Origin of the sequence: Streptomyces kanamyceticus (assembly GCF_008704495.1) — a bacterium.
In the GTDB taxonomy this organism is placed as follows: Bacteria; Actinomycetota; Actinomycetes; order Streptomycetales; family Streptomycetaceae; genus Streptomyces; species Streptomyces kanamyceticus.
Map to the genome: position 1 here is coordinate 2,978,539 of NZ_CP023699.1, position 26,854 is coordinate 3,005,392.

The window sequence follows — 26,854 nt, forward strand, 5'->3', positions numbered from 1 at the left end:
ACGCTCTCCTCCGCCGTCCTCCCCGTCGCGCGGGGGTCGGCGTAGCTCCAGATCGATTTGAGTGCCGATCCTGGCAGAGCGGCAGTAGTCCAACAAGTGATTCCGTTGTTGCCTTTTGGTTACGCGACGGAATCTGTCGACCAGGTGTCGAGTCGTCCCGGAAAACGCAGGACGGAGTGTCAGTGGTGCGTGCCAGACTCCCGTGTATGGCGAAGATCGACTCGGTGCGTTCCGTGACGGACCTCGTCCGCGTGGTGCGGGCGGGCGAGAAGGTGAAGTACCTGCACTTCTGGGGCCACGCCCCGCGCAGGGACGGCTCCCTCGGCGCGAGCTGCTTCAGCCAGTGGTGGCCCTCGCCGTTCACCGTGGACGCTGTCGGGTACGCGACGGCGGAGCACTGGATGATGGCGGCCAAGGCCCGCCTCTTCGACGACGCGGACGCGGAGCGGGCGGTCCTCGCGGCGCGGACGCCCGCGGAGGCGAAGAACGCGGGACGGCTCGTGCGGGATTTCGACGAGGCGACATGGGCCAGGGAGCGCTTCGGAATCGTCGTCGAGGGCAGCGTCCACAAGTTCACGTCCGACCCGGCGCTCCGGGACTTCCTGGCCGGGACGGGGCAGCGGGTCCTCGTGGAGGCGAGCCCCCTGGACCGTGTCTGGGGCATCGGCCTGGCCGCGGACGATCCTCGCGCGCAGGACCCCACGAAGTGGCAGGGCGCGAACTTGCTGGGATTCGCGCTGATGGCCGCGCGGGAGCTGGCGGGGGCGCCTTGAGCGAAGGGTTTCGGGGTACTCGCGGTGCTCCGTTACCAATGAGGGAGAAGGAAATGGAGTGGCTCGACAGGGCGGCGTGCGTGCGGGAGAGGCAGGACCCTGAGTTGTTCTTCCCGGTGGGCGGCTCCGGGCCCGCGCTGCGGGACGTCCGTGAGGCGAAGGCGGTGTGCTGCCGGTGCCCGGTGGTGACCCAGTGCCTGGAGTGGGCCCTGGAGACGGAGCAGTCCACGGGAGTCTGGGGCGGTACGTCGGAGACGGAGCGCGCGGCGATGTCCAGGGCGTCACGGCGCAGGGCCCGCAACGCGAAGCGGCGGGCCCCGGCGGGGCGGAGTTCGAAGGGGCGCCGGGCCGCAGGGGCTCGGGAGCACTCGACGCCACGTGGGTGAGCTGGCTCAGCTCAGCGCCGCGCGCGCGATGCGTTCGGCCACCGCGTTCATGTCCGTGCCCTTCGCGTCGGTCGCGTTGACCGAGTAGACCAGGGTCCGGGAGCCGTTCTCGGTCGCGGCGATCATGTTCGTGTAGCCGTAGCGGGCGCCGGTCTTGAGCCAGATGACCCGGTCGCCGATCCGGTACCGCTGGAGTCCCGCGCCGAAGGTCGCGTCCTTGACCTTCGCGGGCAGCGTGAACATCTCCTTCAGCTGCGGCCGCGGCACGACCTCCCCGCCGAACAGTGCCCGCGTGAACCGCTCCAGGTCGGCCGTGGAGGAGATCATGTCGCCCGCCGCGAACCGGTCGTACTGATTCCATTCGGTCACGTCGACGAGCCGGGTGGTGCCGTCCGCCCGCTCCCGCGTCTGGTAACCGCGGTTGTGCGGGCCCCGGATGCGGGGATCGGCGCCGGGGAAGTACGTGTCGCGCATGCGCAGCGGCTCGAAGATCCGCGCGCGGGCCTGGTGCGCGTACGTGTCCCCGGTGACCTTCTCGATCAGCATGCCGAGCACGGTGTAGCCGATGTTGCGGTAGTGCTGCTCCTCGCCGGGGTCGTGCTCGGGGCCCTTGGCGATGGCCGACGCGACGACGGTCTCGTAGTCCAGCGTCTCGAAGCGGTGCGCGTACTCGTCGTCGAAGCCGTCGCCCGACCTGAGGCCGCTGGTGTAGTTGAGCAGGCTGCGTACGGGGATGGGCTTGAACGCCTCCGTGAACAGGCCCGGCAGGTAGTGCTGCACGGGCTTGTCGAGGTCGATCCGGCCCTCGGCGGCCAGTTGGAGCGCCACGGCCGCCGTCACGATCTTCGTCGTGGAACCGGCGCGGAACCGGCCGTGCGGATCGGCCTTGCGGTGGGTGACCAGGTCGTGCACGCCGGAACTGCCGCGCCAGGTCCCTTCCGTGCCGCCGACGCGGACGAGCGCGGCGGTCGCGTCGGCGTTCGGCAGGCCCTTGATCGCGTCGCGCAGGGCCTTGGCGTCGGGGGCGGTGGACGGGTCCGGCGCGGGTCGAGTGTGGGGGGCGTGGGCGGCGGGGGCGTTGGCCAGGGCGGGTGCGGCCGCCGCGCCGGTGAGGCCGAGGACGAGGGCGGCGGCGAGCGCGGCGCGGGCGGGGACCTTCACGGTGACGGACTCCTCGGTCGGTGCGGTGTGGTGCTCTCATCCTGGTGATCACCGGACCGGGGCGGATCGTCGACGGGGAGGGCATGGTCCCGGGCAGCCGTCGGGGTCAAAGGGCGTACGGATCAGGGGTGTTGCTGAGGGAAGTCCCCTAAGGGGTGCTCAAGGGGTGTTCTACGCGCGGGCCCTCAAGACGTGCGCAGCGCGTCCAGGACGTCCACGCGGTTCGTGGTGATCGAGTCGACGTCCGCGTCGAGCAGACGGCGCATCGAGCGGCGGGTGTCCGGGGTCCAGACCGAGACGAGGAACCCCTCGCGGTGGAGGTGGAAGGCGAGCTCGCGGTCGACCAGGGCGAAGCGGTAGTTGAGCCAGCGCGGCTTCAGGGCGTCGAGCACGGCGCGGCGCGGCGGGGCCAGGCTCGTCCAGGTCAGCGCGATCTCGGCGGCCGGATCCGCGGCACGCACGGCGAGCATGGTCTGCGCGCCCGCGCAGTAGTACACGCGCTCGGCCGCCCCGCAGTCGGCGATGACCCCGACGACCGCGCGGACCGCGGCGGGCGTCGCGCCCGGCAGGTCGATCATGAGCCGGTGCCCGTCCGTGGCCTTCAGCGCCGCTTCGAGCGTGGGTACGCCGTCCTCGGTGAGCCCCGCGACCTCCGCGGCGGACAGCGCGGCGAGCGGCCGGTCGTAACCCCACAGCCGTTTGAGCGACTCGTCGTGCAGCAGGACGGGCACGCCGTCGCCGGTCAGGCGGACGTCGACCTCCACCGCGTCCGCGCCCCGTTCGAGCGCGGAGCGCAGGGAGGGGAGCGTGTTCTCGCGGACGCGGTAGGGATCGCCTCGGTGGGCCACAGCTGTCACGGTGCGCATGGGCCCATTGTGGTGCCGTGCTTACGGGGCGAGCCACGTCTCCGTGTACGTGTCGATCTCCGCGGCGATGCGGTCCTTGCCCGCGCGGTCGAGGAAGGACACCTCGACGGCGTTCTTGGCGAGGGCCGCGATGCCGCGCTCGTCGAGGTCGAGGAGGCGGGCCGCGACGGCGTACTCGGTGTTCAGGTCGGTGCCGAACATCGGCGGGTCGTCGGAGTTGATCGTCACCGTCACCCCGGCCTCGACGAACTGCTTGAGCGGGTGCTCGTCGAGGGTGCGGACCGCGCGCGTCGCGATGTTCGAGGTCGGGCAGACCTCCAGCGGGATGCCACGCTCGGCGAGGTGCGCGAGCAGCTTCGGGTCCTGGGCGGAGCTGGTGCCGTGGCCGATGCGCTCGGCGCCGAGGTGGGTCAGCGCGTCCCACACGGTCTCGGGCCCGGTGGTCTCGCCCGCGTGCGGCACCGAGTGCAGGCCCGCGGCGATCGCCTCGTCGAAGTACGGCTTGAACTGCGGGCGCGGCACGCCGATCTCGGGCCCGCCGAGCCCGAAGGAGACCAGGCCCTCGGGGCGCAGCTTGTCGGTGGTGGCGAGCCGGAGCGTCTCCTCGGCCGACACGAGCCCGGCCTCGCCGGGGATGTCGAAGCACCAGCGCAGTACGGTGCCGAACTCCGCCTCGGCGGCCGTGCGGGCGTCCTCGATGGCGTCCATGAAGGCGCGGTCGTCGATGCCGCGGCGTACGGAGGAGTACGGGGTGATGGTCAGCTCGGCGTAGCGGACGTTCTGCCGGGCCATGTCGCGGGCCACCTCGAAGGTGAGCAGGCGCACGTCGTCCGGGGTGCGGATCAGGTCCACGACGGACAGGTACACCTTGATGAAGTGCGCGAAGTCCGTGAACGTGAAGTAGTCGGCGAGCGCCTCGGGATCCGTCGGCACGGCGGAGTCGGGGTGCCGGGCGGCCAGCTCGGAGACGATCCGGGGGGAGGCGGAGCCGACGTGGTGCACGTGCAGTTCGGCCTTGGGCAGCCCGGCGATGAAGGCATGCGGGTCTCTGTCCTGCGCGGCTGCGGGCTGCTGCTGCTCGGTCACGGTTTCCTCCCCAGGAACGGGCTTGATCGGCTGATCGACGGGACGGGGATCATCGTAGGTCGGCACCGGTCGGCGTGGGCCAACCAGGGGCCGTAGCATGACGGAACGTACGAAAGAGGTGACCCGTTATGTCCGAGGACGATGCCGCGCGGGGCGCGGACGCGCCTCAGGAGCGGGATCCCTGGGCCCCGCCCGCGGAGGACGCGGTGCCGCCGCCGTCCCTGGAGAAGCGGGGGGCGTGGCCGCCGCCGGGAGCTTTGGTGCCGCCGCCCGGCTTCGCGCCGCCCGGCGCGGGGCAGGGGGAGCCGGTGCCGCCGCCTCCGGTGTCCCCGGACGGCCCTGGGCAGGCGCCGTACGGGTACCCGGGCCATGGCTATGCGGGCCCGGCCGGTCACCCGGGCTACCCGGGCAACGCGGGGTACGACGGATATCAGGCACCCCCGGGATACGAAGGGCACGGACACCCAGGACATCCGGGACCCCAGGGATGGCCCGGCTACCCGGGCCATCCCGGCTACCCGGTCCAGGGTCCCCCCGGCTACGGCTGGCCCGCGATGCCGATGGCGCCCGCCAACGGCATGGGCGTCGCCGCGCTGGTCCTCGGCATCGTCGCGGCGGTCGGCTTCTGCCTGTGGCCGCTGGCGATCGTGCTCGGCATCCTCGCGGTGGTCTTCGGCTCGATAGGCCGCCGCAAGGCGCGGCGGGGCGAGGCCACGAACGGGGGGCAGGCGCTGGCCGGGATCATCTGCGGCGTGGGCGGGATCGTGCTCGGCGTCGCCATGGTGGTCTTCCTGCTCGTGGTGCCGGACGAGGACGACGACTCGGGCTCGTCGGACGACCCGGGCTTCTCCGCGACGGTGGTCGTGGACTCCCGGCGCTGACCGGCGCCCGGCCGGTTCGGCGGGCGAGTGTCGCCCCCGGCCGCGTTCACCGATGAGCACGAGCGGCCAGCACCGCCGCGAGGCCCTCCTGGAGATCCTTGACGAAGTACTGGGGAACCTCCAGCGACGGGAAGTGTCCCCCGCTTTCGGGCGACCCCCAGCGGACGATCCGCCGGTACCGCTCCTGTGCCCAGGGGCGCGGACACTTCTCGATGTCGCGGGGATACACACTGATCGCCGACGGCACGTCGACCCGGAGTCCGGGGTCAAGGGCGTTCACGCCGCCGTGGCTCTCGTAGTAGATGCGGGCCGCCGACGCACCGGTCCGCGTCAGCCAGTACAGCGTGACGTCGTCGAGGATCCTGTCGATGGACATCGTCTCGAACGGGCTGTCCTCGGTGTCCGACCACTCGGCGAACTTGTCGAGGATCCAGGCGAGCAGTCCGACCGGTGAGTCGACGAGCGAGTAGCCGATGGTCTGCGGCCGGGTCGCCTGCTGCTTCGCGTACGCCGAGCGGCGGCGCCAGAAGTCGCGGGTTTCCTCGGTCCACCGACGCTCGACCTCCGTCAGCCCGTCCGTCGTGAGGCCGGGCGGTTCCTGCGCGAGCGTGGTGTGGATGCCGAGGACGTGTGCCGGGAACCTGCCGCCGAGAACCGTGGTGATCACACCTCCCCAGTCGCCGCCGTGGGCCACGAACGTGCCGTAGCCGAGCCTCCCCATCAGTTCCACCCACGCGGCGGCGATCTTCTCGACTCCCCACCCGGTGGTGGTCGGCTTGTCGCTGTGGCCGAAGCCCGGCAGCGAGGGGACGACGACGTGGAACGCCGGCGCGTCCGCGTCTTCCGGATCCGCCAGCTCGTCCACCACGTCGATGAACTCGGCGACGCTGCCCGGCCAACCGTGCGTCAAGATCAGCGGAGTGGCGTCCGCGCGCGGGGACCGGCGGTGCAGGAAGTGGATTCCCAGCCCGTCGATGGTCGTACGGAACTGGCCGATCCGGTCGAGGCGCGCTTCGAACGACCGCCAGTCGTACCCGGTGCGCCAGTAGTTCACGACGTCGACGAGGTCGGCCAGCGGAACGCCCTGCCCCCATCGGCGCGGTCCTGGCGCGGCGCCGTGCACCGTCTCCGCCTCCGGCAGTCGCGCCGCGGCGAGTCTCGCGCGCAGGTCGTCGAGGTCGGCGTCGGTCGCGCGGGCTTCAAACGCCTGTACGTCGCTGGTGGGGCGGCTCATGGGACCTCCTGGCCATGCCATCGCGGAACCGGCTACGACTCTCCCTGAACCGGCTAAGACGGTTCTAGCGCGTCTTCGTGCCGGGGCGCAACCGGCTAAGGTGGTTCCATGCCTGCTGGGTTCCCTGACTTCCGCCTCGGTACGGTGCTGGCGACCAGCTTCACGGGGACTCTCTCGGAGCGGCGGGGCGACGCCGTGGAGCGCATTCCCACGCCGCGGCGACTCATCGACTGGCTGGCGGTGAACGGCCTCGCCGTGGACTCCTGCACCAGCGCCCAGCTCGACCTCGCCAGGGAGCTGAGGGAGTCGATCCACGCCGCCGCGACAGCGGCCGCGCTCCAGGAGGCCCTTCCCGCATCCGCTGTCCAGGTCATCAACGACCGCAGCGCTCGGGGCCGGGCCGCGGCCGTCCTGACGCCCGAGGGCAAGCGGCAATGGCGGCTCGGTTCGACGTCCAGCGTGGAAGACGCCCTCGGTGTGATCGCCGCCGACGCGATCAGCGTCATCGCCGGCGAACGCGACGGAAGACTGGCCTTGTGCGCGTCACCGACCTGCCGTGCCGCCTTCTTCGACACCAGCCGGAGCCGCACCCGCAAATGGTGCGACATGAACACGTGCGGGAACCGCCAGAAGAAGGCGCGCTTCCAGGCCAACCAGCGCAAGAAGCCCGGCTCGGCGGAGTGACCGTCACCTCGATGTGCCGCGCGCGAGGCCGCCTCACGCGCGGCGCCGCCTCTACAGCCCCGCCTACAGCCCCGCCAACGCGTTCCACCGCTTCGCGAACTCCGTGCGCTCCTTCGACGTGATGTCGCGCGCGATCGCGAGCCGCTCGCGCATCGTGTCGTCGGGGAAGATCAGCGGGTCCTCGGCGAGTTCGGCGAGTTCCTTGTCCTTGGACGAGGCGAGGATGTCGCGGGCGGCGGGCACCGGGCAGACGTAGTTGACCCAGGCGGCAAGCGATGCCGCGACCTCGGGCTCGTAGTAGTAGTCGATCAGGCGTTCGGCATTGCGCTTGTGGCGTGCGAGGTTGAGGACCATGAGGGACTCGGCCCACAGTTCGCCGCCCTCCTCGGGGACGATGAACTCGATGTCCGGGTCGTCCGCCTGGAGCTGGATGACGTCGCCGCTGTAGGCCTGGCAGGCGAGGACGTCGCCGCTGGAGAGGTCCTTGATGTAGTCGTTGCCGGTGAAGCGGCGGATGTGGTGGGAGTTCACCATCTTCTCGACCTTGTCGCACATCCGGTGGAAGTCGTCGGCCGTCCACTTGGTGACGTCGACGCCGTCGCCCTGGAGCAGCAGCGCGAACGCCTCGTCGAGCCCGGAGAGCAGCGTGACCCGGCCCTTGAGGTCGTCGGCCCACAGGTCGGAGACGTGCTTGATCTCGCGGCCGACCCTGCGCTTGTTGTACGCGATGCCGGTGATGCCGGACTGCCAGGGCACCGTGAACTTGCGCCCCGGGTCGAAGTGCGGTGAACGCAGCAGCGGGTCGAGGTACTTGGTGACGTTGGGCTGGTGCGCACGGTCCATCTCCTGCACCCAGCCGAGGCGTACGAAGCGGGCGCACATCCAGTCGCTGATGACGATGAGGTCGCGCCCCGTCTCCTGGTGGTTCATCAGGGACGGGCTGATCTTGCCGAAGAACTCGTCGTTGTCGTTGATCTCCTCCGTGTAGCGGACGTCGATCCCGGTCCGCTTCTCGAAGGCGTCGAGCGAGGGGCGCCTCGTCTTGTCCTTGTCGTCGGTGTCGATGTACAGCGGCCAGTTGGCGAAGGTCAGCCTCTTGTCCTGCCGCGAGCGGTCGCTCGCACCGCGCTCACCGGGGCCGATGTACGCGGCGGGCACACCGCAGCCCGCGAGCGCGCTGAGAGCCGCCCCGCCGCCGACGGCGCGCAGCAGGGAACGGCGGGACATCGGACGGGCTGAGGACGCTCTGGGGTTCGCTCGCACCCCGGCAGCATGCGCCCCCGCTCCCCGGCCGGACAATGGACGCAGCGTCGAGCCCCGCCCCCTGGACCCGACACCCTGTCGATCACCCGCGCCCCCTATGCGGGCGCCAGCCACCCCGCCAGATCCCCCGCCGTGACCCGCTCCAGCGGCGCGGCGTCGACGGGCCCCGGGTAGAGGCGGTACACCGTGCCGGACGCGGCGTCCCCCGCGCCCGCCAACTCCCCGTGCAGCAGGGCGAGAAGGGCCCGGCGCTCGGCCAGCTCCGGCTCGGCGCTCAGCACGTCGGGCTCCCAGCCGTCGCGGATGCGCAGCGCGAAGTCGGCGCGCGGCTCGTCGGCGGCGCGGCGGTAGCCCCACAGGACGTGCCCCCGGCCGCGCACGTACACGTCGCCGTCGGTGCGGGCGGCCGCCGTCCAGCAGGCCAGGTCCCACAGCGTGGCGCGGCCGCACGGCTGGAAGGTGTCGAGCAAGTCGTTCCCCATCCGGCCGAGCTGCCCCCGGTAGCGCTCCACGTCGTGGCCGACGCCCGTCGTGGCGAGGGTGACGTCGGTCCACCAGGCGTGCCGGGTCCGCAGGTCGACGATCATCGGCACGCACAGCTTCGCGTCGCCCGCGAGGTCGAAGCGCTGCCGGACCGTGCGCGGGTCGTAGACGGCGCGCTCCTTGCCCTCGACGGCCATGAACCCCGCGAAGGCGTCCGGGAGTTCGTCGAAGGGCACGTCGTTGTACGAGATGACCGCGGGCACCACGAACCGCACGCCCGAGTTGGCGAGCCGCGGCAGGTCGAGGTCCAGGTACTCGGTGGCGCCGTGCGGGGCGGGCGCGGAGGTCAGGTCCCCGGAGTGCCGGGCCGCGCCGCCCGCGTACGTCAGATGCGTGTAGTCGCACAGGCCGACGAACCGCCACAGGTCGTCGTAGAGCGCGACGGACAGGTCGAGGTCGACGCGCGTGCCCTTGGGCTGCGTCCAGTGCAGGAAGAGCCGCACGGTCTCGCTGTCCGCGGGCATGGGCAGCGAGCTGCCGCGCGGCACGGCTACCAGCGACGCGGCCGAGGCGCGCTCGGCGAAGGGCACCGGGAGATCGGCGAGCGAGGCGTCCAGGACGGCCACGTCGTACCGCTCCCCCGCCCGCTCGGCGAGCCGCCGCACGGCCTCCGCCCCGATCAGCTCACCGGCGCGCCCCGCGACCCGCGCGGGCAGCGGCGGCCGGTGGTCCTCGACCGCGTACGCCTTGGTGACCCGGCCGCGCGGGAAGAAGACCCGGCGGTGCCCCGGCTCGGCACGGACCTTCATCCGGCCGTACGCGCCGAGCAGCGGGCCGGGGGCGGTGCGCGGCAGGGCGTCGGCGAGCGCCTCGCCGACCGGCTCCGGCAGGGTCGCCGAGCCGGACCGGGCGAGCAACAGGTCGAGCCTGCGCAGGAGTTCACCGGGCCGCTCACCGAGCAGCCGTACGGCGCCAGGGACGTCCCAGCGGCCGAGCGCCTCCTCGACGCGCCCCTGCCAGGTGACCACGCGCAGCCGGTCACCGGCGAGCCGGACGCCCTCGTGCCGGGCGGCCTCGGCGAGCAGCACCTCGCCGAGCGCGTCGTCGCGGACCCGGGTCTCGCGGAGAACGGCGAACGCGAGCGCCACGCGCGCGTGCCGGTGGGCGTGCTCGAAGGGGTGCAGGATCTCCCCGACCCGCTTCCAGGCACGCGGATGCCTGGCGATGTCCTCGACGAGGCGCTCGAAGTCGAACCCGTCGAGCAGCCCGAGGAGTGCACGGCGCACCGGCCGCGAAAGGCCGCGCAGCCGCGGCGGTTCGAGCAGGTCGGGGTCGCCCCCGGAGGCCACGACGAGGATCCGCAGCACGTCGGTGGCGGTGTCCGCGTACCGCGCGACCAGCGGCCGGACCGCGGGCAGGCCGAGCAGCGGGGCGAGCGCGAGGGCCTTGCTCTCGCGCAGCGGAATGGACTCGGGCAGCCAGTCGGCGGCGTCGGCCGGGTCCAGGTGCCCCAGGAGCAGCACCAGGTCGTCGTGGTCCTGCGGGTCCAGCGGCGTACGACGGGCGAGCAGCGCGGCGAGTTCGGCGGCGGCGTCGCCGGGCGCGGCGACGCGCAGCACTCGCAGGACCTCGCCGCCGTCACCGCCAAGGCCCGCGCCCGTGTCGAGCCACGGGTCGGTGGGCCCGTCGGTCTCGTAGCGCTGCTCACAGATCGGGCAGGCGTACCAGACGCAGCACTCCTCGCAGCAGCCCCAGTTGTCGATCTTGGTGACGCAGGCGTCGCAGAGCAGGTGGGCGCAGGGCCCGAGGGCGCGCACCCGGTGCCCGGTGCCCGCGCAGTTCATGCAGGGCTGGTGCGGCTGGGCGGCGAGGCGCGCGACGACGAGGTCGGTGTAGTGGCCGCGCGCGTGCTCGTAGGGGACCTCGTCGGGGAAGCGCCGGAACAGCGGGGCGTGGTGGCGGTCGGAGCCCATCAGCGCGTCGACGTCGGCGAGCAGCCCGCGCCCGGTCGCGGCGAGGTCGTCGACGGACAGCGCGGTCAGCGCGCGCCGCAGCGGGGCGGTCAACAGGTGCCCGCGGTCGGCGAGTTCGGCTTCGAGGACGACCACGGCGGCGTCGGTGACGGCGGACCGTCCGGCACCGGAGCCCACGTACACGCTCTGCCTGCGGCGCAGCAGGAGCCCCGCGAGGTCGTCAGCCGTCGTCGTCTTCATCAGGTCACACCCCCGTAGGACAGCAAAGGCGGGGGCGGGAAGTGGGTGCGCTACGGATCTTTTGCAGAGACAAGAAAGAAGGAAGCACACCACGGAGCCGCCCCCGCGTACGCAACGGTACGCGGGGGCGGGGAGGCGGTCACCCGATTATCGGCGCAGGTGAGGGCGGCCCCGTAAGGGGCGCGGGGAACTGCGCGATCGGCCCCCACGCACCCGCGGGGGCCGACGGCGGGCAACAAGGCAGACGCGCCGCCGGACCGCTCACGCCGCCCGCGGCGACTAGCCCTCGATGGACGTCATCACGTGCTTGATGCGCGTGTAGTCATCGAACCCGTACGCCGAAAGGTCCTTGCCGTACCCGGACTTCTTGAAGCCACCGTGCGGCATCTCCGCGACCAGCGGAATGTGCGTGTTGATCCAGACGCAGCCGAAGTCGAGGACCTTGGACATCCGCATCGCGCGCGCGTGGTCCTTGGTCCAGACGGACGACGCCAGCGCGTACTCCACGCCGTTCGCGTACTCGACGGCCTGCGCCTCGTCCGTGAAGGACTGCACGGTGATGACGGGGCCGAAGACCTCGTTCTGGATGATCTCGTCGTCCTGCTGGAGGCCCGAGACGACGGTCGGCGCGAAGAAGTAGCCCTTTTCGCCGACCCGCTGGCCACCGGCCTCCACGCGCGCGTGCGCGGGCAGGCGGTCGATGAAGCCGGAGACCTGCTTCAGCTGGTTGGCGTTGTTGAGCGGGCCGTACAGCACGTCCTCGTCGTCCGGCTGCCCGGTCTTCGTGTCGGCGGCGGCCTTGGCGAGCGCCGTCACGAACTCGTCGTGGATGGACTCGTGGACGAGCACGCGCGTGGCGGCCGTACAGTCCTGGCCCGCGTTGAAGAAGCCCGCGACCGAGATGTCCTCGACGGCCTTGGCGATGTCGGTGTCCTCGAAGACGACGACCGGCGCCTTGCCGCCCAGCTCCAGGTGGACCCGCTTGAGGTCCTTGGACGCGGACTCGGCGACCTGCATGCCGGCGCGCACGGAGCCGGTGATGGAGGCCATCGCGGGCGTCTTGTGCTCGACCATGGCGCGGCCGGTGTCGCGGTCGCCGGTGACGACGTTGAAGACGCCGGGCGGCACGATGGAGCCGATGATCTCGGCCATCAGGACGGTCGACGCGGGCGTCGTGTCCGAGGGCTTGAGGACGACCGTGTTACCGGCCGCGAGTGCGGGGGCGAACTTCCAGACGCCCATCATCATCGGGTAGTTCCACGGCGCGACCTGCGCGCAGACGCCGATCGGCTCGCGGCGGATGATGGAGGTCAGACCCTCCATGTACTCGCCCGCGGCGCGGCCTTCGAGCATCCGGGCCGCGCCCGCGAAGAAGCGGATCTGGTCGACCATGGGCGGGATCTCCTCGGACCGCGTGAGTCCGATCGGCTTGCCCGTGTTCTCGACCTCGGCCGCGATGAGCTCCTCGGCGCGCTCCTCGAAGGCGTCGGCGATCTTCAGCAGGGCCTTCTGCCGCTCGGCGGGCGTCAGGTCGCGCCAGGCGGGGAACGCGTCGGCGGCGGCCTTCATGGCGGCGTCGACATCGGCCTGCCCCGACAGCGGCGCGGTCGCGTACGCCTCGCCGGTCGCCGGATTGATCACCTCGGTGGTCCGTCCGTCGGCCGCGTCCCGGAATTCTCCGTTGATGTAGTTGCGCAGACGTCGCAGCTCGGTGGTCACTTCCGGCCCTCCAGGTCAGATGTCCAGTGGATGAGACACCCACCCTAGTCGCTGTACCGACGCTTTCAACATACCCAGCGGCCCAGAACTGCGGAATCCGTGACTATCGAAGTCGTAGACAACGAATTTCATCGATCTGGCCTTGCGGAAGTGACGAGACGTCGTGCACAGTGAGGTCGTGGCAAGTCGCAGCGCAGACCCCAGCAGCCCCCGCGGCTCACGCACCGGAAATCCGGGCGCGAGCGGCAATGGGAACGGCACCCCGCCCGTGGACGCCGTCTCTCTGGCGATCATCGAACAGCTCCAGGAGGACGGCCGCCGTCCGTACGCGGCGATCGGCAAGGCCGTGGGCCTCTCCGAAGCGGCCGTGCGCCAGCGCGTCCAGAAGCTGCTCGACCAGGGCGTGATGCAGATCGTCGCCGTCACGGACCCGCTCACCGTGGGTTTCCGCAGGCAGGCGATGGTCGGCATCAATGTCGAGGGCGATGTGGACCCGGTCGCGGACGCCGTGGCCGCCATGCCGGAGGCCGAGTACGTGGTGATGACCGCGGGCTCGCACGACCTCCTGGTGGAGATCGTCTGCGAGGACGACGACCACCTGCTCGAAGTCATCAACAAGCGCATCCGCGCCCTCCCCGGCGTGCGCTCCACCGAGAGCTTCGTCTACCTCAAGCTCAAGAAGCAGACCTATATGTGGGGAACCCGATAGCCGTGAGCAAGGACCTCAGCCAGACCGCGTACGACCACCTGTGGATGCACTTCACCCGCATGTCGGACTACGAGAACGCGCCCGTGCCCACCATCGTGCGTGGCGAGGGCACCTACATCTTCGACGACAAGGGCAAGAAGTACCTGGACGGCCTGTCCGGCCTCTTCGTCGTCAACGCGGGCCACGGCCGTCACGAGCTCGCGGAGACCGCCTACAAGCAGGCGCAGGAGCTGGCCTTCTTCCCGGTGTGGTCCTACGCCCACCCCAAGGCCGTCGAGCTCGCCGAGCGCCTCGCGGACTACGCGCCCGGCGACCTCAACAAGGTCTTCTTCACCACCGGTGGCGGCGAGGCCGTCGAGACCGCGTGGAAGCTGGCGAAGCAGTACCACAAGCTCACCGGCAACCACACGAAGTACAAGGTCATCTCCCGCGCGGTCGCCTACCACGGCACCCCGCAGGGCGCCCTGTCCATCACCGGGCTCCCTGCCCTGAAGGCCCCCTTCGAGCCGCTGGTCCCCGGCGCGCACAAGGTGCCGAACACCAACATCTACCGCGCGCCGATCCACGGCGACGACCCCGAGGCCTTCGGCCGCTGGGCCGCCGACCAGATCGAGCAGGAGATCCTCTTCGAGGGCCCGGAGACGGTCGCGGCCGTCTTCCTGGAGCCGGTGCAGAACGCGGGCGGCTGCTTCCCGCCCCCGCCCGGCTACTTCCAGCGCGTGCGCGAGATCTGCGACAAGTACGACGTGCTGCTCGTCTCCGACGAGGTCATCTGCGCCTTCGGCCGCCTCGGCACGATGTTCGCCTGCGACAAGTTCGGCTACGTCCCGGACATGATCACCTGTGCCAAGGGCATGACGTCGGGCTACTCCCCGATCGGCGCGTGCATCGTCTCGGACAAGATCGCCGAGCCGTTCTACAAGGGCGGCAACACCTTCCTGCACGGCTACACCTTCGGCGGCCACCCCGTCTCCGCCGCGGTCGGCCTCGCCAACCTCGACATCTTCGAGAAGGAAGGCCTCAACCAGCACGTCCTGGACAACGAGGACGCCTTCTTCCAGACCCTCCGCAAGCTGCACGACCTGCCGATCGTCGGCGACGTCCGCGGCAACGGCTTCTTCTACGGCATCGAGCTGGTGAAGGACAAGGAGACCAAGGAGACGTTCAACGACGAGGAGACCGAGCGCGTCCTGTACGGCTTCCTCTCCAAGGCGCTGTACGAGAACGGCCTGTACTGCCGTGCCGACGACCGCGGCGACCCGGTCGTCCAGCTCGCCCCGCCGCTGATCTCCACCCAGGAGACCTTCGACGAGATCGAGGGCATCCTGCGCCAGGTCCTCACGGAGGCCTGGACGAAGCTCTGAGACGAAGCTCTGATCGGTTATTGACTGATCAACACCGGCCCCTGTGGCACCCGTTCGAGTGACAACGGGCGCCACAGGGCCGCGTCGTTTCCGAGCAAGTCCGCCCGAATCCTTAGCGTGCCCAGTGACCGATCGGCCCCGCCTTCGTTCCCCCGGACGGGGGAGGCAAACTGATCTGAACCGAGGTGTACGCGATGGCTGCCCCACCGGACAACGACGTGCTGTGGGCACGCGCTCTGCACGTCAAGCACAACGGCTCCCCCGCCCTCACCGGCGTCTCGCTCGGCGTCCGCGAGGGCGAGATCCTCGCGGTCAGCGGCCCGCGCGGCTGCGGCAAGACGACCCTCCTGCGGTGCCTCTCGGGCCAGCTGCTCCCCCAGCAGGGCGAGGTGTGGTTCAACAGCACGCCCGTGCACACCATGCGCCCGCTGGTGCGCGAACGCCTGCGGCGCGACCGGTTCGGCTGGATCGACCCCGAGCCGCACCTCGTCCCCGAGCTCACCGCCTGGGAGAACGTCGCCCTGCCGCTCATGCTGCGCGGCGCCTCCCACCGCGCCGCCAAGCCCGTGGCGCTGGAGTGGCTGGAGCGCCTCGACATCGGCGCCTGCGCCCGCAAGCGCCCGCACGCCCTCCTCCAGGCCGAGCGCCAGCGCGTCGCCGTCGCCCGCGCCCTGGTCAGCACGCCGTCCGTGCTCTTCGCCGACGAGCCCACCGCCCCGCTGCACCGCGCGGACCGCGCGCACGTGCTGCGCACCCTGACCACCGCGGCCCGCTCGCACGGCATCACGGTCGTCCTCGCCACGCACGACGCGGAGGTCGCCGCCCTCGCCGACCGCACCGTCTCGCTGCTCGACGGACGGCGCGTGAACACGGTGCACCTGCCGGGCTCCGGCGACCCCGCCAGGCCGAAGGCCGGCACCACCGAGGCGGAAGGCCGGGCCGCGTGCTCGCTCTCCGTCTAGCCCGCGGCGCCCACCCGCTCGTCCAGCTGCGCCGGCTCCTGGTCGCCGCCGCGTCCGCGGGCACCGGCTTCCTGCTGCTCCGCACCCTGACGTACGCGATGGAACACCCCGGTGCCGGATCGGTCCTGCGCCTGGCCTGGTGCCTCGCGCCGATCGCCGCCACCGTGTACTTCGCGGTCGCCGTGGCCCGCACCGACCCGGGCACCCGCCCGCGCGCCGGGCTCTCCGCCGTGGGCCTCGGCCCAGGCCGCCTGATGGCGCTCGCCGCGCTCTCCACTGCGGTGGCGTGCACGCTCGGCTCCATGTTGGCGCTGCTCTTCTTCCTGCACCTGCGCGGCGATCTGTCCGGGCTCCCGTTCGACGGGGCCGCGGCCGAATCGCTCGCCGCCGACAAGCCGTTGCCGCTCGCCGCCGCGCTCACCCTGCTCGCGCTCGTCCCGATCCTCGCGTCGGTCGCGAGCGCCCTCGCGCTGCGGCCGCGGCCCGCCAAGGCGGGCACCGGGATCGGCGCCGAGCCGGAACCGGAGCGGGAAGGACCGGCCCCCGCGCCCAGCGGTCTGCCCTGGGGCGTCGCGCTGCTCGCCGCGGGCCTCGCCGTCGAGACGTACGCGAGCCGTGCCCAGGACGGTTCAGGCGTGGGCTCGGGACTGCCCATGCCCGGCGGGCTCGCGGGCAGTCCCGCGGGCGTCCTCGCGGGCTGGGCGCTGACCGCGCTCGGCCTCGCGCTCGCGGGCCCGGGCCTCACGTACCTGTGCGGACGGATCCTCCAGGCGGTGCGGCCCGGCGCCGTGCGGCTGCTCGCGGGGCGCGTGCTCCAGGAGGAGGCGCGGCGCATCGGGCGGCCGCTCGGCGTGGTGTGCGCGGTGGCCTCGGGGGCGTACGCGTCCGTCGTCCTGTACGCGGGGCCGCGGCCCGACGTCGGTCCGCTCACCGCGCTCGGCGCGCTGCTCGTCGCGGGCTGCGCGGTGCTGACCCTGGCCACCGCGGCCGTCGAGGCCAGGCAGGCCCGCTCGGACACGACGGCCGCGCTGCTGCGGCTCGGGGCGCCCGCGACGATGCTGCGGAGTTCCGCGGCGCTGCGGGCGGGCGCGCTCGCCGCCGTGTTCGGGACGCTGACCTGGCTGGTCGCGGAACTGGCCGCGGTGCCGCTCGGGCGCTGAACGCCACCCGGGAGAACTCGTGGGAAGAAAGTTCGTGACGGGCGATGAGTTCCGGATCGAACGGCTGTCTAACCCTCCGTAAGGCACGCACACACGTACGGCCGCACGTACGGGACGCATCCACCGGGAGAGACCTCATGTACCAGCAGATGATCTTCGTGAACCTGGCCGTGAACGACGTCGCGGCGACGAAGAAGTTCTTCACGGAGCTCGGCTACGGCCTCAACCCGCAGTTCTCCAGCGACGACTGCGCGTGCGTGGTCATCAGCGACACCATCATCGCGATGATGCTCAGCAAGGAGCACTACGCGAAATTCACGCAGAAGGAGATCGCCGACGCCACCAAGGTGAGCGAGGCGCTCATCTGTCTGAGCGCCGAGAGCCGCGAGAAGGTCGACGAGCTCGTCGACAAGGCGATCGCGGCGGGCGGCACCGCGGGCAAGGTCCAGGACTACGGCACGATGTACGGCCGGGCCTACGACGACCTGGACGGCCACACCTGGGAGGTCATGTGGATGGACGCCTCCGAGGTCCAGGGCTGACCCGACCCGTCCCGCACGCCGCTGCTTAGCATGGGCGGATGCAGCCGAACCCCGAACACGCATCCGCCCCACAACTCCCGGGCGACGACCGTGAGATCGAGACCCTCGCCGAGTTCGACGAGGTCACGGCGCGCGGTGGCGTCGCCGGGTACCGCGTCCAGGCCGTCGACCTGACGCAGCGCACCGCCGCGCTCCTGACGGCCGACGTGGCCGGTGCCGTCTTCCTCGGCTGCCCGATGGGGCAGGAGGCAGCCGACCGGGTGCGGGCCGCCGGGGCACTGGTCTTCCCGCCGGTTCCCGGACTGCCCTTCAACCCCTACCGGGGGCTGCTGTACACCCCCGGCGACCTGTTCGCGGGCCTCGCCGACGGCGGGTACGAGGCGACGCCGGACGCCCACGCGTACTCCTGGTTCCAGCGGACCACGTCCGACGGCGACGTCTTCGCCTCGATGCTCCGCGCGATCCACGACGACTCCATCTCCGACGCCCTCGACGAACTCCTCGTCGGGGCGCGGGTGGTGGGCGTGATGGGCGGCCACGCGATGGCCCGCGGCACCGACGACTACGCGGGCGCGGCGCGGCTCGGCCGCGAGCTGGCCAGGGCCGGTTTCACGGTCGCGACGGGCGGTGGCCCCGGCGCCATGGAGGCGGCCAACCTCGGGGCGTACGCGGCCCCCTTCGACGACGAGATGCTGGACGAGGCGCTCGAACTCCTCGCCGAGGCGCCGTCGTTCACGCCGTCGATCACCGAGTGGGCGAAGGCGGCCTTCGCGGTCCGCGACCGCTGGCCCTCCGGCGGCCCTTCGGTGGGCATCCCCACCTGGTTCTACGGCCACGAGCCGCCGAACGCGTTCGCCTCCCACCTCGCCAAGTACTTCGCCAACGCCACCCGCGAGGACGGCCTCCTGGCCCGCTCGAACGCGGGCGTCGTCTTCCTCCCCGGCGCGGCGGGCACGGTCCAGGAGATCTTCGACAACGCCACCCCCAACTACTACGAGTCCCGCGGCGAACCCACCCCGATGGTCCTGGTGGACCGCACGCACTGGACGGAACACCTCCCGGCCTGGCCACTCCTCAAGGCACTGGCCAAGGGGCGGCCGATGGAATCGCGGATCGCACTGGTGGACACGGTGGAGGAGGCACCGAAGACACTGGAATCGCTACGGTCGGCGTAGAGGCGGAGCGGCTACTCCGTCGGCCGACGCGGCGAAACGAGCCCCCTCCCTCCCCGCCCCTACCTCGGCCGGTCGGTTCGGAGATACGGATGGGCGGGTGGGGATGATCCGCCGCGAAGCGGCGGGCTAGTGAACCCGGTCGGCAGAGAGCAACCCGGCCAACACCTCGTAGGACCGATCCCAGTCCCACTCCCTCCGCACCCACGCCCGCCCCTTCTCCCCCATGGCGCGGGCGAGTTCACGATCCCTGAGCAGCCGTACGAGACGGTCCGCGACGGCCGCGGGCGACCGGCCGTCGACGACATAGCCGCTCTCCCCGTCAAGCACCGCGTCCGGCGCACCGCCCGAGTCGCCCGCCACGACGGGCAGTCCGGCCGCGGCGGCTTCGAGGAAGACGATGCCGAGCCCCTCGACCTCCAGGCCGCGCCTGCGCGTGCGGCACGGCATGGCGAAGGCGTCGGCGGCCGCGTAGAAGGGCGGCATCGCCTCGTGCGGATGGCCGCCCGCGAAGACGACGCCGTCCACGACGCCCTGTTCCTCGGCGATCCTGCGCAGCCTGGCCTCGTACGGGCCCGCGCCGACCAGCAGCAGGGTGGCGTCGGCGACCGCCCTGCGCACCATCGGCAGCGCCTCGATCAGGGTGTCCTGCCCCTTGCGCGGCACCAGGCGGGCGGCGCACAGGACGACGGGCCTGCCGTCGCCGAGCCCGTACCGCTCGCGCACCGCGCGCCCGTCGGCGCCCGGCCGGAAACCCGCCGCGTCGACACCGGGCACCAGACGCGCGAACCGCACCCCGGGGTCCATCGCCCGCCGCACGGGCCCCCGGGTGCTCTCGCCGAGGTACGTCACGCAGTCCGCCCCTGCCCCCACGCGCCGCAGCAGCGCCCGCGCGCCCGGCGTGCGGGCCCACCACACCTCGTGGCCGTGCGTCGTGGCGACCACCGTCCGCACCGACGCCTCGCGCCGCAGCCGCCCGGCGAGCAGCCCGAGCGGCGCTGCGGCGCCGAACCAGACGCGGTCGCAGCCGTACCGCCGGGCAATGGCCACGGCACGCTCCCCGGTTCCCCTGCTGGGCAGCAGGGTGCGCGCCCGGTCGCGTACGACGGGGTGCGGGAACGTACCGTCGTACGTCACGTCGCCCGGCTCGGCCGAGGTGTACACGACGGCCGCGCCGGGCGGGAACCGGCGGACGAGCGCGTCCACGAAGGTCTCGATGCCGCCCTGCCGGGGCGGGAAGTCATTGGTGACGACGAGGGTGCGAGGCATGGCTTCGACGGTAGGAAGCCGCCGCGCCCGAGGCGTCACCCGAGGCTCCGGACCCGTACGTCAACCCGTGGCATGACGTGCGCCGCCCGTCTCCACCCCGGCGGCGACGCACCCGCCCCGTCCGGACGGAAGAATCATGGCCATGAGCACGACCACCGCCCCGCCCCGACCAACCGTTCCACCCGGGGCGACCGTCCTGCGCCGCCGCCTGCGCGCGCTGGCCGCCACCCCCGCCTACCCGTGGCTCACGGGCGCGGTCCTGACCGTGGGCGCGGCCGCCGAACTCGTGGTGTTCCCCGGCTCGGCGACCAACGCGAGCGCGATCCTGCTGTCCACGGCCTCGCTGATGTGGCGCCGCGCCTTCCCGCCGGTGGCCCTGGTGACCGTCGCCGCCGGTCTCGTCAGCTTCGGCGCCGACACCTCCCTGTCCATCGCGGTGATGATCAGCGGCCTGATCGGCTGTTACGTCCTCGGCAGGCACCGCGTCCTGCACCCCGCGCTGCTCGTCGCGGGCGGCACGCTCGGCGCCCTCGCCATCAACCTGTGGCACATCCTGAGCTGGGCCCGCGACGACCGCCTCCCCGACGTCCCCGCGCTCGGCAACGCGGGATCGCTCGGCCTGTTCGCCGAGGCGTTCGGGCTCTGCGCGGTGATCCTCGGCGCCGTCAGCATGGGCGACGCGGTGCGCGCCCGCGAGGAGACCCGGCGCGAACGGGCGCTCGCCCAGGCCCAGTTGATCGCGATGGAGCGGCGGCAGGCCGCCCAGGCGGAGCGGGCGGCGATCGCCCGCGAGCTGCACGACATCGTCTCGCACTCGGTGTCGATGATCGCGGTGCAGGCGGAGAGCGCCACGTACACGACGCCGGGGCTCACCCCGGAGGCCCGCGAGGGATTCCAGCAGATCGCGGGCACGGCCCGGGACTCGATGGCCGAGCTCCGGCGGCTGCTCGGCGTCCTGCGCACCCCGCAACGTACCGAGGACGCGCGAGGGGCGGGCGCGGCGACCGCCCCGCAGCCCACCCTGGAGGGCCTGGCAGAACTCCTCGAACAACACCGCGCGGTGGGCGGCGGCGCGGAGCTGCGGATCACCGGGGAGCGCGTGCCCCTGGCCGCCGCGTGGGAACTGTCCGCGTACCGCATCGTGCAGGAGTCCCTGACGAACGCCCGCAAGCACGCGCCGGGCGCCCGATCCGTGGTCGAACTGGGTTACCGCGCCGACCGGTTGACGCTCCGCGTGAGCGACGACGGACCAGGGCCGCCGGACAGCGGCTCCACGAGCGGCCACGGCCTGACCGGCATGCGCGAGCGCGCGGCGCTGGTCGGCGGCAGCCTGACCGCGGGCGCGGGACCCACCGGCGGCTTCACGGTGGAGGCCGAACTCCCTTGGTGACACGAGCCCGGGACATCCCGCAAGCCCAGCAGACTCCCCGCGACAGGACGGCCTCCGCGTGATCAGAACCCTCGTCGCCGACGACCAGGCCGTCGTGCGCACCGGATTCGTGAACCTCCTCAACACCCAGGACGACATCGAGGTCGTCGCCGAGGCGGCGGACGGCGCCCAGGCGGTCGCGCTCGCCGCCGAGCACCGCCCCGACCTCGTGCTCCTCGACATCCGCATGCCCCGGGTGAACGGCATCGACGCGGCCCGCGAGATCCTCACCGCGTCCGGCGGCGCGACCCGGGCCCTGATGCTGACGACGTTCGGACTCGACGAGTACGTGTACGACGCGCTGACCGCCGGAGCCTCCGGGTTCCTGCTCAAGGACTGCACGTTCCCCGAACTCCTGCACGCCGTAAGGGTGGTGGCGGCGGGCAACGCGCTGCTCTCGCCCGAGATCACCCAGCGCCTCGTCGCGGAGTTCGCGCGCCAGCGGTCCGCCGTGCCCCCGGCGCGGGACATCGAGGGCCTGACCGCCCGCGAGGCCGAGGTGCTCGTCCTCATCGCGCAGGGCCTGTCGAACGCGGAGATCGCCGACCGCCTGACGATCACCGACCACACCGTGAAGACGCACATCAACCGGCTCTTCACCAAGATGGAACTGCGCGACCGAGCCCAGGCGGTGATCCTGGCGTACGAGTTGGGCCTGGTCAGACCGTCGACGGCCGGGTGAGAGGTGGCGCGACCACGATCGTTTCAGCCGAAGGTCGCCCGCTCCAGCCAGAATTCGAGCAGCTCCCGCTCCCCGACGACCTCCACAAGCCCGCTGTCCAGCGGCCGCCTCCGGTAGAAGGCGAGCAGCACCTCCGAGAGCGGCCCGCGCAGCGCGACCGACGCCTTCGCGTGCCCGCGCCGCCAGGTGAAGCCGTCCTCGCCGAACTCGATGAGCCACTCGGCGTCCAGGCCCTCCGGGGCATCGGTGGCGTGCAGATGGATGCTGCGCCCCGCGCCCTTCAGCTCGGACGCGCTGTCCTCGGGAGACGTCCGCTGTACGAACCGGACGATCTCCAGCCACTCGTCGATCGCGTCGGCCGCGACATCCGGCGCCACCTCGTACGCGACGCCCGCGGCGATCGCCGCGTCCGCGCGGTGGATCGCCAGCTCGTGCGTCATGCGCCGCGCCCAGAATCCCGCGGTGTGGTCCGCCGTCCACGACCACACCGCGGTGTCGGCATCGGTGTCCCCGAAGACGCGCGCCCCGAACGCGGCGGTCTCGGCGAGCCAGGCGTCGAGGGCGGCGGGGTCGTCGTCCCCGGGGCCCTGCGCGTTCGGCACGGCCTCGTCGGGGACGTTCCTCTCGGCGCGGGTCGCCACCAGGTGCCCGCTCCAGCGCACCGCTCCGCCCATGTGCCGGGCGAGCTCCCCCAGCGTCCAGTCGGGGCAGGTCGGCACGGTGACGGAGAGGTCGGCACCGGACAGGGTGGCCCTCAAGAGGTCGAACTGGCGGGTGACTTCGGCGCGGTACCGATCATGGCTCAGGGTGGTCATGGCTCGAACTCTAGAGCGACTTCGCCGGGGTGGCACCTGCGTTTCGTCCGGTGCCGTCGGCGAGCACCACCACGTCCTCCGCGTCGAACCCGACGCCGACCCGCTCCCCCACCTCGGGCGCCCGCCGCAGCGCGCACGCCGCCTCCAGGCGCGGCCCCTCGACGGGCTGGAGGTGCACGGCGACATGAGTACCGCGGAAGGTACGTGCCGTCACCACGCAGGGCAGGCCCTCATCTGCGGGGACGAGGCGCACACCGGCCGGGCGCACCAGGATCTTGTGCCGTCCCGCCGGGGTGCCCTCCGGCACGGACACCTTGCCCCACACCGTGTCCGCACCCCCGCCCGACACCGTCGCCGCGACGATGTTGTCGAAGCCGAGGAAGCGCGCCACGAACTCGTCCGCGGGCCGCTGCCACACCTCAAGCGGGCTGCCGGACTGGGCGATCCGCCCGTCCCGCATCACCACGACCCGGTCGGCGAGCGCGAAGGCCTCGCCCTGGTCGTGCGTGACGGCGAGCACGGTGGTGCCCAACTCACCGAAGAGCTCGCGGAGTTCGACGACGAGCCGCTCCCGCAGCGAACGGTCGAGCTGCCCGAGCGGCTCGTCCAGCATGAGGAGCCTGGGGCGCGGCGCCAGCGCACGCGCGAGCGCGACCCGCTGCTGCTCGCCGCCGGACAGCGAGGCCACCGCGCGCCGCTGCGCCTTCGGCAGACCGACGAGCTCCAGCAACTCGGCGACCCGGTCGGCCTGTTCGCCCCGCGACGCCCCGTGCATGCGCAGGCCGAAGGCCACGTTGCCCGCCACGTCGCGCTGCGGAAAGAGCTGGTGGTCCTGGAACATCAGGCCGACGCCCCGCTTGTGCGCGGGCACCCCGCCCTGGTCCTGGCCGCCGAGCAGGACCCGCCCCGCGTCGAGCCCCTGCAGCCCGGCGACCACCCGCAGGAGCGTCGACTTGCCACTGCCGCTCGGCCCGAGCACACAGACGATCTCGTGCTCGGCGACATCGAGGCCGACCGCGTCGAGCGCGGCCCGCGCCCCGAACCGCACGGTCGCGTCGCGCAGGCTCAGCAAGGGGTTCGTCACGGAGTCCGTCACGGGGCCCGTCAAGGCGGTCGTCATCAGAACTCCCCCGTGGTGCGGTCGGTACGGATGCGTTCAAGGAGCAGCAGCGACACCGCGCACACCACCATCAGGATCGCCGAAAGGGCCATCGCCTGGCCGTAGTTGAGGTCTCCGGCCCGGCCGAGCAGCCGCGCCACGGCGACCGGCAGCGTCGGGTTGTCGGGCCGCGCGATGAAGACGGTGGCGCCGAACTCGCCGAGCGAGACGGCGAAGGCGAATCCGGCGGCGATAAGCAGCGCCCGCCGCACCATCGGCAGATCGACCTCCCGCCAGGCCCGCAGCGGCGAAGCCCCGAGCACGGCGGCCGCCTCGCGAAGCCGTCCGTCCACCGCGCGCAGGACAGGCAGCATCGTGCGTACGACGAAGGGCACGCCCACCAGGGCTTGGGCGAGCGGCACCAGGATCCAGGAGGACCGCAGATCGAGCGGCGGCTTGTCCAGGGTGATAAGAAAACCGAAGCCGACGGTCACCGCGGAGACCCCGAGCGGCAGCATGAGCAGCGCGTCGAAGCCGCGCACGAGCCGCCCGGCCCTGCGGGTGAGCGCGGCGGCGGCGAGCCCGCCGATGACGACCGCGATGGCCGTGGCCACGATCGCGTACCGCAGCGAGTTCCCGACCGCCTCGATCGGCGGCACGAGGAAGGCGCCGCCCTCCGCCGAGGTCAGCTCCTTGTAGTACGCGAATCCGAACCCGTCGGGACCGTCGAAGGACCGCTGGATCAGCACTCCGAGCGGCAGCAGGATCAGCACGGCGACCGTGGCAATGACCAGGCCGAGCAGCGTCCACTGCCCCGCGCCGCGCGGCCGCCGCGCGACGGTGGCCGCGTCGACGAGCTTGAGCGCGCTCTCGCGCCGCCGCACCGTCCACGCGTGGACGGCCAGGATCAGCCCGACCGCGGCGAACTGCACGATCGTCAGGACGGCGGCCGTCGGCAGGTCGAGCAGCTGGGCGGTCTGCCGGTAGATCTCCACTTCGAGGGTGGAGTACGCGGGCCCGCCGAGGATCTGCACGACGCCGAAGGAGGTGAAGGTGAAGAGGAAGACCATGAGCGCGGCGGCCGCGACGGCAGGCCCGAGCGCGGGCAGCGTCACCGTCCGCCAGGCCCTGAAACGCGAGGCGCCGAGCATCCGCGCGGCCTCCTCCTGCCGCGGATCGAGCTGCGCCCAGAGCCCACCCACGGTCCGTACGACGACCGCGTAGTTGAAGAAGACGTGCGCGAGCAGAATCGCCCACACCGTCGTGTCCAGGCGCACGCCCCACAGCTCGTCGAGCAGCCCGCCCCGGCCGAGCAGCGCGAGGAAGGCGGTCCCGACGACGACCGTCGGCAGCACGAACGGCACAGTGACGACGGCCCGCAGCACCTGCTTGCCCGGGAAGTCGAAGCGCGCGAAGACGTACGCGCCGGGGAGCGCGATGAGCAGCGTGAGCGCGGTCGACGCGAGCGCCTGCCAGGTGGTGAACCACAGCACGTGCCGGATGTCGGACTGCCCGAGCACCTCGGTGATCCGCCCGAACTGCCAGGCGCCGTCGATGTGCAGACCGCGCCCGACGATCGCCGAGACCGGATAGGCGAAGAAGAGCGCGAAGAACGCGACGGGCACGGCCATCAGACCGAGCCGCGCCGCGCCCCCGCGCGAGCGCCCCTTCCCGGGGCGCGCCTTCGCTTCGGTCACTTCAGTACGAGCGAGGTCCACGACTTGATCCACGGCTCACGGTTGTCGGCGATCTTCTTGGGGTCCATGGTCTCGGGCTTCTTGACCTCCACGCCGTACTCCCGGAACAGCTTGGGGACCTGGGCGGCCTCCCGGACGGGATTCACGAACATCTGAAGCGGCATGTCGTCCTGGAACTGCTTGCCGCTCAGGAAGTCGAGCAGGGCCTTGCCGCCCTTGGTGTTCTTGGCGTTGCTGAGCAGCCCCGCGTACTCGACCTGCCGGAAGCAGGTGCCGGTCGCGACGCCGGTCGGCGCCTCCTTGGGCTGCGGCTTGGCGTAGAGGACCTCGACGGGCGGCGACGAGGCGTACGAGACGACGAGCGGCCGGTCGCCCTTGGCCTTCTTGCCGCCCGCGGACCCGGAGAACTCCTCGTTGTAGGCCTGCTCCCAGCCGTCGACGACCTTGACGCCGTTGGCCTTCAGCTTCTTCCAGTAGCCCTCCCAGCCGCCGTCGCCGTACTCGGCGGCGGTGCCGAGCAGGAAGCCGAGCCCCGGCGAGGAGGTCGCGGCGTTCTCGGTGACGAGCAGGTCCTTGTACTGGGGCTTGACCAGGTCCTCGAAGGACTTCGGCGGCGCGAGCTTCTTGTCGGCGAAGTACTTCTTGTCGTAGTTGACGCAGATGTCGCCGGAGTCGACGGGCGTCACGCGCTTCTCGCCCTTGGCCAGCCGGTACTCCGGCAGGACCATCCCTGCGTCCTTGGCCTCGTACGGCTGGAAGAGCCCGTTGTCGAGCGCGCGGGAAAGGAGCGTGTTGTCGACGCCGAAGAAGACGTCCCCCTGCGGATTGTCCTTCGACAGGATCGCCTTGTTGACGGCGGCGCCCGCGTCCCCGTCCTTGAGGACGTTGACCTTGTAGCCGGAGCGCTTCTCGAAGTCCTTCAGTACGTCCTTGGAGACGTTGAAGGAGTCGTGGCTGACGAGCGTGACGCTCTTGGAGTCGGTCTTCCCCGACCCGCTGTCGGAGCTGCCGCACGCGGAGACCGCGACGAGCCCGATGCCCACCGCGACCGCGGTGAACGTGACCTTCTTGGTGGTGCTCACGGAAACTTCCTCCTGGGTGACCAGGAGAAGACGCGGCCCCGCCCGCCGACCGAGTGGTCCGCGGGCAGGGCGCTACAGCTTGAGTAATGCCCGAACTTCCTACCCAGAATGACCTGGGCGAGG

Annotated in this window: 23 protein-coding genes and 1 pseudogene; 12 read left to right on the plus strand and 12 right to left on the minus strand. The window is 71.9% G+C overall.

Annotated features, from left to right (window positions below; all coding sequences use genetic code 11):
- Positions 1 to 206 precede the first annotated feature (206 nt).
- Together CP970_RS11840 and CP970_RS11845 are read left to right on the plus strand one after the other, a co-directional pair.
- Positions 207 to 773 (plus strand): NADAR family protein, encoded by a 567-nt coding sequence (locus CP970_RS11840; protein ID WP_055554443.1) that lies wholly within the window; start codon positions 207 to 209, stop codon positions 771 to 773.
- A gap of 53 nt (positions 774 to 826) precedes the next feature.
- Positions 827 to 1,078, plus strand: a pseudogene (locus CP970_RS11845) (WhiB family transcriptional regulator); the annotation flags it as partial.
- 87 nt (positions 1,079 to 1,165) lie between these two features.
- On the opposite strand, the gene CP970_RS11850 reads toward CP970_RS11845, so the two are convergent.
- The 3 genes from CP970_RS11850 to CP970_RS11860 form a co-directional block, all read right to left on the minus strand.
- Complete coding sequence (locus CP970_RS11850) at positions 1,166 to 2,320, minus strand: serine hydrolase domain-containing protein (protein ID WP_150493269.1); 1,155 nt, start codon at positions 2,318 to 2,320, stop codon at positions 1,166 to 1,168.
- 185 nt (positions 2,321 to 2,505) lie between these two features.
- Positions 2,506 to 3,186 (minus strand): glycerophosphodiester phosphodiesterase, encoded by a 681-nt coding sequence (locus CP970_RS11855; RefSeq protein WP_055548149.1) that lies wholly within the window; start codon positions 3,184 to 3,186, stop codon positions 2,506 to 2,508.
- A 21-nt stretch (positions 3,187 to 3,207) separates the two neighbouring features.
- Positions 3,208 to 4,371 (minus strand): adenosine deaminase, encoded by a 1,164-nt coding sequence (locus CP970_RS11860; RefSeq protein WP_079043546.1) that lies wholly within the window; start codon positions 4,369 to 4,371, stop codon positions 3,208 to 3,210.
- 29 nt (positions 4,372 to 4,400) lie between these two features.
- Here CP970_RS11860 and CP970_RS11865 point away from each other — a divergent pair, with 29 nt between their 5' ends.
- Positions 4,401 to 5,153 carry a DUF4190 domain-containing protein gene (locus tag CP970_RS11865; protein WP_063806099.1) on the plus strand — a complete coding sequence of 251 codons (753 nt, stop codon included), beginning with the start codon at positions 4,401 to 4,403 and terminating at the stop codon, positions 5,151 to 5,153.
- A 46-nt stretch (positions 5,154 to 5,199) separates the two neighbouring features.
- Here CP970_RS11865 and CP970_RS11870 read toward each other — a convergent pair whose 3' ends face one another.
- The gene (locus CP970_RS11870) at positions 5,200 to 6,387 is read right to left on the minus strand and encodes an epoxide hydrolase family protein (protein WP_055548157.1); all 1,188 of its coding nucleotides are present in this window, start codon (positions 6,385 to 6,387) and stop codon (positions 5,200 to 5,202) included.
- A 108-nt stretch (positions 6,388 to 6,495) separates the two neighbouring features.
- Between CP970_RS11870 and CP970_RS11875 the strand changes: the two genes are divergently transcribed.
- Entirely contained in the window at positions 6,496 to 7,071 is a 576-nt protein-coding gene (locus CP970_RS11875; protein ID WP_055548159.1) for a CGNR zinc finger domain-containing protein, read from the plus strand.
- Positions 7,072 to 7,134: 63 nt separating this feature from the next.
- Here the strand turns inward: CP970_RS11875 and CP970_RS11880 are convergent, their stop codons facing one another.
- The 3 genes from CP970_RS11880 to CP970_RS11890 form a co-directional block, all read right to left on the minus strand.
- Positions 7,135 to 8,298: an ABC transporter substrate-binding protein gene (locus CP970_RS11880; RefSeq protein WP_150493271.1), complete on the minus strand. Its 1,164-nt coding sequence runs from the start codon at positions 8,296 to 8,298 to the stop codon at positions 7,135 to 7,137.
- A gap of 131 nt (positions 8,299 to 8,429) precedes the next feature.
- Positions 8,430 to 11,030, minus strand: coding sequence for an MXAN_6230/SCO0854 family RING domain-containing protein (locus CP970_RS11885; RefSeq protein WP_150493272.1), 2,601 nt, complete (start codon positions 11,028 to 11,030; stop codon positions 8,430 to 8,432).
- A gap of 279 nt (positions 11,031 to 11,309) precedes the next feature.
- Positions 11,310 to 12,749, minus strand: a complete 1,440-nt coding sequence (locus CP970_RS11890; protein WP_055552925.1) for a gamma-aminobutyraldehyde dehydrogenase — start codon at positions 12,747 to 12,749, stop codon at positions 11,310 to 11,312.
- A gap of 163 nt (positions 12,750 to 12,912) precedes the next feature.
- On the opposite strand from CP970_RS11890, the gene CP970_RS11895 reads away from it, so the two are divergent.
- The 6 genes from CP970_RS11895 to CP970_RS11920 all read left to right on the plus strand — a co-directional run bounded on the left by CP970_RS11895 (position 12,913) and on the right by CP970_RS11920 (position 18,661).
- A complete protein-coding gene (locus CP970_RS11895; RefSeq protein WP_079043846.1) occupies positions 12,913 to 13,458 on the plus strand; it encodes an Lrp/AsnC family transcriptional regulator in 546 nt (181 codons plus the stop codon).
- Positions 13,443 to 14,822: an aspartate aminotransferase family protein gene (locus tag CP970_RS11900; protein ID WP_055552926.1), complete on the plus strand. Its 1,380-nt coding sequence runs from the start codon at positions 13,443 to 13,445 to the stop codon at positions 14,820 to 14,822. The genes CP970_RS11895 and CP970_RS11900 overlap by 16 nt, the downstream gene beginning before the upstream one ends.
- Positions 14,823 to 15,016: 194 nt before the next feature.
- Entirely contained in the window at positions 15,017 to 15,784 is a 768-nt protein-coding gene (locus tag CP970_RS11905; RefSeq protein ID WP_055552945.1) for an ABC transporter ATP-binding protein, read from the plus strand.
- A complete protein-coding gene (locus tag CP970_RS11910) occupies positions 15,766 to 16,944 on the plus strand; it encodes a hypothetical protein (protein WP_055552927.1) in 1,179 nt (392 codons plus the stop codon). Before CP970_RS11905 ends, CP970_RS11910 begins: the two co-directional genes overlap by 19 nt.
- 137 nt (positions 16,945 to 17,081) lie before the next feature.
- Positions 17,082 to 17,486, plus strand: coding sequence for a VOC family protein (locus tag CP970_RS11915; protein ID WP_055552928.1), 405 nt, complete (start codon positions 17,082 to 17,084; stop codon positions 17,484 to 17,486).
- A gap of 38 nt (positions 17,487 to 17,524) precedes the next feature.
- Positions 17,525 to 18,661, plus strand: coding sequence for an LOG family protein (locus CP970_RS11920; protein ID WP_055552929.1), 1,137 nt, complete (start codon positions 17,525 to 17,527; stop codon positions 18,659 to 18,661).
- Between the two features lie 126 nt (positions 18,662 to 18,787).
- Here CP970_RS11920 and CP970_RS11925 read toward each other — a convergent pair whose 3' ends face one another.
- Entirely contained in the window at positions 18,788 to 19,927 is a 1,140-nt protein-coding gene (locus tag CP970_RS11925) for a glycosyltransferase family 4 protein (protein ID WP_055552931.1), read from the minus strand.
- 142 nt (positions 19,928 to 20,069) lie between these two features.
- Between CP970_RS11925 and CP970_RS11930 the strand changes: the two genes are divergently transcribed.
- Positions 20,070 to 21,317, plus strand: coding sequence for a sensor histidine kinase (locus CP970_RS11930; RefSeq protein WP_055552946.1), 1,248 nt, complete (start codon positions 20,070 to 20,072; stop codon positions 21,315 to 21,317).
- 58 nt (positions 21,318 to 21,375) lie between these two features.
- Positions 21,376 to 22,038 (plus strand): response regulator, encoded by a 663-nt coding sequence (locus CP970_RS11935; RefSeq protein WP_055552932.1) that lies wholly within the window; start codon positions 21,376 to 21,378, stop codon positions 22,036 to 22,038.
- 23 nt (positions 22,039 to 22,061) lie between these two features.
- Here CP970_RS11935 and CP970_RS11940 read toward each other — a convergent pair whose 3' ends face one another.
- Genes CP970_RS11940 through CP970_RS11955 form a run of 4 tightly spaced genes read right to left on the minus strand, consistent with a single transcriptional unit; the run spans position 22,062 to position 26,731 of the window.
- A complete protein-coding gene (locus tag CP970_RS11940) occupies positions 22,062 to 22,853 on the minus strand; it encodes a maleylpyruvate isomerase family mycothiol-dependent enzyme (protein ID WP_055552933.1) in 792 nt (263 codons plus the stop codon).
- 10 nt (positions 22,854 to 22,863) lie between these two features.
- Entirely contained in the window at positions 22,864 to 23,937 is a 1,074-nt protein-coding gene (locus CP970_RS11945; RefSeq protein ID WP_107099056.1) for an ABC transporter ATP-binding protein, read from the minus strand.
- 35 nt (positions 23,938 to 23,972) lie between these two features.
- Positions 23,973 to 25,670: an ABC transporter permease gene (locus tag CP970_RS11950; protein ID WP_079043847.1), complete on the minus strand. Its 1,698-nt coding sequence runs from the start codon at positions 25,668 to 25,670 to the stop codon at positions 23,973 to 23,975.
- The gene (locus tag CP970_RS11955) at positions 25,646 to 26,731 is read right to left on the minus strand and encodes a thiamine ABC transporter substrate-binding protein (protein ID WP_055552936.1); all 1,086 of its coding nucleotides are present in this window, start codon (positions 26,729 to 26,731) and stop codon (positions 25,646 to 25,648) included. The genes CP970_RS11950 and CP970_RS11955 overlap by 25 nt, the downstream gene beginning before the upstream one ends.
- Positions 26,732 to 26,854 lie beyond the last annotated feature (123 nt).